Here is a 6089-nt window from a genome sequence, read left to right on the forward strand (position 1 = left end):
CGGCTCTATTCGCTCCCACAGCTCGTCCGGCACGATCCACGGCGGCTGCTCACCCTTCCTCACCTGATCATGATCAACGATCAAGGAACTCCAGACACCACAAGTAATCATTCTGTTAGGAACTCTTAGGCCGAGCTAGGCCGCAGTCCGCGTGTCTAAACTTTCTCTACTTCATCAAGGGCGGCCCCACAGGAACCGCCAGCGGGCGAGAAGGACATCCAGAATCGTTCGGCCACGGCGGCGGTCGCCTGGGCACATCTGCGAGAACCGTGCTGGGCACGTCGCCGAGCTGGTCACCTCACCGCTCCAGTCGAGCACGAACCGGCCGGCCTCGAGGTGCTCACCGGCTTGTGGTCCAGTCGCAGAACACCATGAAGAGCTGTTCTCACACGAGTCAAGAAGTGTCTCCGGGCAGCCGCCAAGGTCAAGGGCGGCATCCACGGGGCACCTGGACGACTAGTTCCAATGTGGTCAGTGATCGAACGCGATCACTGATCCGGCGTGATGCGGGGGCGACACCTTCTAGGGTTCGCCCACCGTGGCCTTCCAGACTTAGCGCGCGCGGCGCGGAAGGAGTAACGCGGTGAAGGCGGTTACGATCAGTCCAAGGATGCCGACAGCCGCCATGGTCGTCGTCACGTACTTGCCGGTTTCCAACCTCGCAGGCACCGGTTGGTTCATGTCCGCATAGTCGAACGCCTGCCCCCACAGGAACCAGAACCCGACGAAACTGGCTGCCACGACCAGCGTCAGCGCCACACTGAGCCATAGCGCCCACCGACGGCGCCGAACGACCCCAATGGCTGCGGACACAGCTCCAATAGCACCGATAGGCCCAAGGAGAAGAAATGCGTTAAACACGACGTCGGTGAAACTCATGCTGCGGGAGGCTACAGCGGCAGGTGCACTGCGGTCACCCATTCGGATGGATTTAAAGGCTACTCGTCTAGCACCACGGATGCACGTCCTTCGGAGCTTCGCCCCTTGACTCTCGCCAGCTGCCCGGAAGGATGGCTTCGTGTCGGGTGAGGCCGCAGAATGTGAGCTACACGGGTAGCCCTCGGGTTGCTCGGCGGCGTTCGTCAGCCGTTCGTCAGGACGGCAAAAACTGCCGTATAACGACGAGAAGTCGAGTACAACGTCTTAGCAGTTCAAAGCGGCTGCAGCTCGCATCGTGCCGGTGGGGGCAAGGGAGAAGTTGCCAACCAATTGCCCAAAATCACCCGCAAGCGACCGCAAATAACGGCAGACAAGGTGAAATCGGTAGCCGGAGTTCGCGCAGGTAACCAAAGGTGTTGGCAGGCAACGGCAAACACTGGTGATCACGGAATCGAGAACGGCGGGCCTCGCTCGTGCTTCGTCCCTGAAAACGTCAGGTGGCCGTCAGCGCAGATTCGAGGGCATCTGCCGCCCCATGTGTACATCGCCAGAGCGGCTGGCGGCGATGTCCACAGTGGAGAGTTCGGTGCCGGGCTGCTGAGGGCTGATCTGCTCACAGCAGCGAAACCGGAGAAGTGCACCGGGGCGGCGGCATTGTCGGGGCATGACGGACCACGAGAAGCAGCCACTGTTCGACCACCGACTCCGAGAACGGTTCTTCAGCCAGCGGGTACTGGTCCTCGATGGCCCGCTCGACGACGACAACGGGACAGTGCTCGCCACCCAACTGCTGTCCCTCGCGAGCGAGGATCCCCGGAAGGACATCGCGTTGTGGATCCACTCACCGGGAGGCTCGGTCTCCGCGATGCTGGCCATCCGTGACGTGATGCGGCTCGTGCCGTGCGACGTGGCCACGCTCGCGCTGGGACTGGCGTGCAGTGCGGGACAGTTCCTGCTGTCGTCGGGCACACCGGGCAAACGCTTCGCCCTCCCGCACGCCCGCATCCTGATGCACCAGGGTTCGTCCGGGATCAGCGGATCGGCGGTCGAGGTGGAGGTGCAGGCGGACGACCTGCGGCACACCCGGGACACCGTGCTCGGGATCATCGCGGAGGACACCGGCCAGCCGATCGAACGGATCTTCGCCGACTCGCTGCACGACCGCTGGTTCACCACCGAGCAGGCACGCGAGTACGGCTTCATCGACCACATCGTCGACAGCCTCGACCAGCTCGTGCCCGTGCGCACGCACCAACTGGGGCTCGGCGCGGCGACGGGAGCCGGCGAATGAGCACCTACACCATTCCCAACGTCATCACGCGCAGCGTGGCCGGCGAGCGGATCATGGACGTCTACTCGCACCTGCTGTCGGAGCGGATCGTCTACCTCGGCACCGCGATCGACTCCGGTGTGGCGAACGCGTTGATCGCCCAGTTGCTGCACCTGGAGGCGGACAACCCGGAACGGGAGATCAACCTGTACATCAACTGCGAGGGCGGTGACCCGTCCGCGATGCTCGCGCTGTACGACACGATGCGCTACATCAAGGCGCCTGTGGCCACGACGTGCGTGGGCCAGGCGGTTGCGGCCGGTGCGGTGCTGCTGGCCGCGGGGGAGGCCGGGCACCGATCCGTGTTGCCCCACACCCGGGTGGTGCTGCACCAGCCCGCGGCGCAGGGCCGCGGCGCCATCCCGGACCTCATCATCCAGGCGGACGAGGTGGTGCGGGTGCGCACCCAGCTGGAGGAGATCCTCTCCGCGCACACCGGTCGCGATGTCGCGGACCTGCGGCACGACACCGACCGGGACCGCGTGTTGGACGCGGCGGAGGCCGTCGACTACGGGCTCGCGGACCGCGTCCTCGATCACCGAACCTGAGACCGCGTCTCAGGCGGCCATGAGCACGGGTCCCGCGGGACGGCGCGCGGGGCCCGCGCCGCGGAGCTGCCGGACGTCGCCCGCGATGCCGGCGAGCAGGTCGGCCAGGTCGACACCCAGCGCACCCGTGACCGCGGCGATCATCTCGCTCGAGGGCTCCTTGCGACCGCGTTCGATCTCGGACAGGTACTGCGGCGAGATGCCGGCCCGCTCCGCGATGTCGACGAGGCGGCCACCCTGCTCCTCCCTGGTCGCACGAAGGCTCCGGCCCAGCACCTCACGCCACAGCGGTTCCGGCTCACGATCCGGCATGGGGGCGCGCTTCTGGTGGAAGGGAAGGATGTCCGCCATACCGTCATCCTGACACCGGTCCCGCGCCCGGGGGCAGCGGTTCCGCTCCCGGCGGAAACACCCCCGACTCAGCCCGCAGGGCGTCGTCGCAGTACCAATAGGAATCCGGCGGGACTGATCACTGTCCGACTGGAGGATCGTCTGATCATCGCGCCAGCCTGAGCAACTCGCGCTCCCAGCGGCGCTGATCGGCGAGATCACCGATCCGGCGCTACGAACGTGCCTACCGGAAGACGGCCGCGCCGACCCTCGATGATGCGTCGCCGAGTTCGCAGCTGATCGCCGACCAGTCGGGCCGCTCCCGGCTGGCTACTTGGCGACGCGGCGGACGAGAGGTGGTCTCCGATGACCACGAAGCGCAATGCCGCAGTACGGCTCTGCCTCGGCGGCAGGCGGGGTTGAAGTCGATTGTCCACGGCGTGGGGCGGATATGGGGCAGGCGTGCCCACGCCGCGCTATCCGGAGCTACGCCACAAGCCGGCCGGTCTCGGCGGAAACCCGCTCGAAAAGGTCAAGCCCGGCCGGCACGGTAGGGTGGTTAACGCCGCCCAATGGTGCGGCGGAATGCGCGGTGGAACAAGATGGTTCCGACGACGCCCACAAGGCCGACGGCACTAGCGCGAAGAACACTGGGATAGCGTCGGCGCGGCTTGGGCTTGGTATCGGTCTCTCGCTGGATCTCTTGGGTCGGATAAATTGCTGGAATAATCGGCGGCCCGCTGGCGATGGCTTTCAGATATTCCTCTTCCGCCATTTTGACAAACTCGCGTGTCCGCCTGTCTTGCCGAAGTGACATCCATCCTTCGCGCGTAATCGGCCAGTATCGTCGCCCCACTTCTCCTTGAAAGAACCAGCGAAGGCGCATTCGTTCGTACGAGCCATCTGCTCCCCTGAGCTGGTGGCTTGAATACAAAGAACCTATGATGAGGCTCGCGAATATCTGTCTCCGTGTCTGTTCTCTGTCAGGTAGTTCCGGTGCGGTTTCCTCGCCCGCCCAAGCTCCCCAGCAACTCATAAGGCTTGGGTCTTCGATCGACGTCTCAACTAACCTGACATAGTGTTCTCGAATTACTTGTTCTTCTGCTACTTTTGCTTGTCGGCGCTGAAGTAGTAGGGAGAGAGAGATGCCGACGATGCCTATGCTTGATAGAATTGCTGACGCCGCACCGTAGGTTTCGCCGATATTGCTGAGTCGAGACCAGTCAATTTGGTTGCTCTCGAACAAAACAAGGGCTAGTGGTGAAACTAGTACCGCTGCGATAATGGCTAAGATGGACAGGCTGAACGTCGTGTATAAGACATGCTTTTTCGTAGGTTTGCCAGGTAAGCGGCGAGGAGGCTTGGGCAGAATGACGTGATCTGCTCCTCCTTTAATGTCGGATGTATCGATCGGCATGCCATCCCCGCAGTTTATTTGATCAGTTGAATAACTATTTCGTGTCATTGGGCGCGATTCGGGTACTCGTTGATTCTTTGCGCTTCGATCATGCCGAAATGATCCGGCCAGATCAAGGCTGGCTAGGAGGGCTTGGATCGTTATCCACTCGTTTGGCCTAGCTTGACGACGTATTCGCGTCTCTCGCTCTGCGCGCTGCTGGTGGTACATATTGCGCGATGCCACATATGTTCGCGCTGGCACCAGTGTTCTTGCAGGCAAGTCCGATGTGGTCGGTCATGAAGTGTGTCGCAAAAGTCTGACAGGCCGAGTGAGTCCAACATCACAGTCGCCTCGTGGGGAGTGGCGCATCAGGTTCGCCTAGATGAGCCGAGTAGGCGCGTGCGCCAATTTCAACCTGGCGGAACGAGCAACAATAAGAGCATCTCCGTGCTTGCTCGCGCAAAAAGATGAACTGTACCGAAGCAACATGGCCAATATCTAGATGCCGCTCCCCGAACGCTGCGGCGTGATCGGCGGCTCGACCACCGACCTCGAAGCTGCGCAACACGCCTGGACCAAGTGCATCGCGTACGAGAACAAGCCCGGCAAGCGCGAGCAGTTCACGAAGTACTAACCAGAGGGGCTCATCTACCAGATGGCCGAGCTGATCTAGTCGCTGATGTGCCCGAAGCAATCACATGCCGGTTGTGGTAGTGCAAACGAGGTTCCTTGGGCATGCCCTCAGTAACTGGCGAATAATCCCGTGACTTCGTCCGACATGCACCATTCGGCCAGTGAAGGGGACTTGTGGCATGTGGGGCAGCGGGTCACAGCTGTGACTTCACCGGCTTTCGACTCTCTGTATGCGGCGTGGGAGGGAGGCATAACCGCACGATATAAAGTAGGACGAGTTCCACATGATCCGACATCGATTTGGCAACATTCGTATCACGGTGTGGCATCTATATCCATCGATAATTTGTTATTTAATCGTAAATATTTCGAGAAACTCCTGGTCATCGTGCCTTTTTGACTGAAATTCGCCTTTTGCTGAGGCGCGTAACGGGGGTAACGATCCCGGGGATCCGCCGTATTAATAACCCGGAGGGGGATCGCGCTACGGTGTGTTGCATTCCGCTACGCCCTGCGATCGCTGGTCGGATCGTGCAAATACAAGAACGACAAGATCGCGCCATATCGCCTACCCCCGACCAGGCGGTATGAGCCGGTCAGATCGGAGTGATATGGGCTGCTCCCACGCCCAATCATGCCCCCTCTTCCCGTTGTTGAAGGCAAGCTTGAGCGGCTGGCGCGAATCCTATTGCGACAGCAATGACAGGTGGCGCGATTGCGCCCGGTACAAGTTGGCTTCCCGAGGCCAGCTCGTTCCGATCTCACTGCTCCCGAACGGCGCTGACGTGGGGCACATCAGGAAGGCCGCCGAGCGGTCCGCCACGGCCGAACCGACCCCGCCGGCACCGCTCATCTCCGAGTCGCCGGAGACCGTGGCCTGGTTCGAACCGGCGCCGAGACCAGACCTGACCAGGCCTCGCGAGTCGTCATTCCGCTCTCAGTCCCCCCGGCCCCCGCACTGTCTCTTATA

General features: G+C 62.1%; 6 protein-coding genes. 3 read left to right on the forward strand and 3 right to left on the reverse strand.

Annotation, left to right across the window (positions count from 1 at the left end; all coding sequences use genetic code 11):
- Window positions 1–552 precede the first annotated feature (552 nt).
- The gene (locus tag E1288_RS45760) at window positions 553–879 is read right to left on the reverse strand and encodes a hypothetical protein (protein ID WP_132495537.1); all 327 of its coding nucleotides are present in this window, start codon (window positions 877–879) and stop codon (window positions 553–555) included.
- Window positions 880–1543: 664 nt separating this feature from the next.
- On the opposite strand from E1288_RS45760, the gene E1288_RS45765 reads away from it, so the two are divergent.
- Window positions 1544–2170: a ClpP family protease gene (locus E1288_RS45765; protein WP_132495539.1), complete on the forward strand. Its 627-nt coding sequence runs from the start codon at window positions 1544–1546 to the stop codon at window positions 2168–2170.
- Window positions 2167–2757, forward strand: coding sequence for a ClpP family protease (locus E1288_RS45770; protein ID WP_132495541.1), 591 nt, complete (start codon window positions 2167–2169; stop codon window positions 2755–2757). Before E1288_RS45765 ends, E1288_RS45770 begins: the two co-directional genes overlap by 4 nt.
- Before the next feature lie 9 nt (window positions 2758–2766).
- Here E1288_RS45770 and E1288_RS45775 read toward each other — a convergent pair whose 3' ends face one another.
- Both E1288_RS45775 and E1288_RS45780 read right to left on the reverse strand, forming a co-directional pair.
- On the reverse strand, window positions 2767–3108 hold the full coding sequence (locus E1288_RS45775) for a helix-turn-helix domain-containing protein (protein WP_132495543.1): 342 nt from the start codon (window positions 3106–3108) through the stop codon (window positions 2767–2769).
- Window positions 3109–3646: 538 nt separating this feature from the next.
- Window positions 3647–4504 carry a DUF6082 family protein gene (locus E1288_RS45780; protein ID WP_132495545.1) on the reverse strand — a complete coding sequence of 286 codons (858 nt, stop codon included), beginning with the start codon at window positions 4502–4504 and terminating at the stop codon, window positions 3647–3649.
- Window positions 4505–4988: 484 nt separating this feature from the next.
- Between E1288_RS45780 and E1288_RS50070 the strand changes: the two genes are divergently transcribed.
- The gene (locus tag E1288_RS50070; RefSeq protein ID WP_268952038.1) at window positions 4989–5120 is read left to right on the forward strand and encodes a hypothetical protein; all 132 of its coding nucleotides are present in this window, start codon (window positions 4989–4991) and stop codon (window positions 5118–5120) included.
- Window positions 5121–6089: the final 969 nt, after the last annotated feature.

This window comes from Saccharopolyspora elongata (assembly GCF_004348985.1).
Taxonomy (GTDB): Bacteria; Actinomycetota; Actinomycetes; order Mycobacteriales; family Pseudonocardiaceae; genus Saccharopolyspora; species Saccharopolyspora elongata.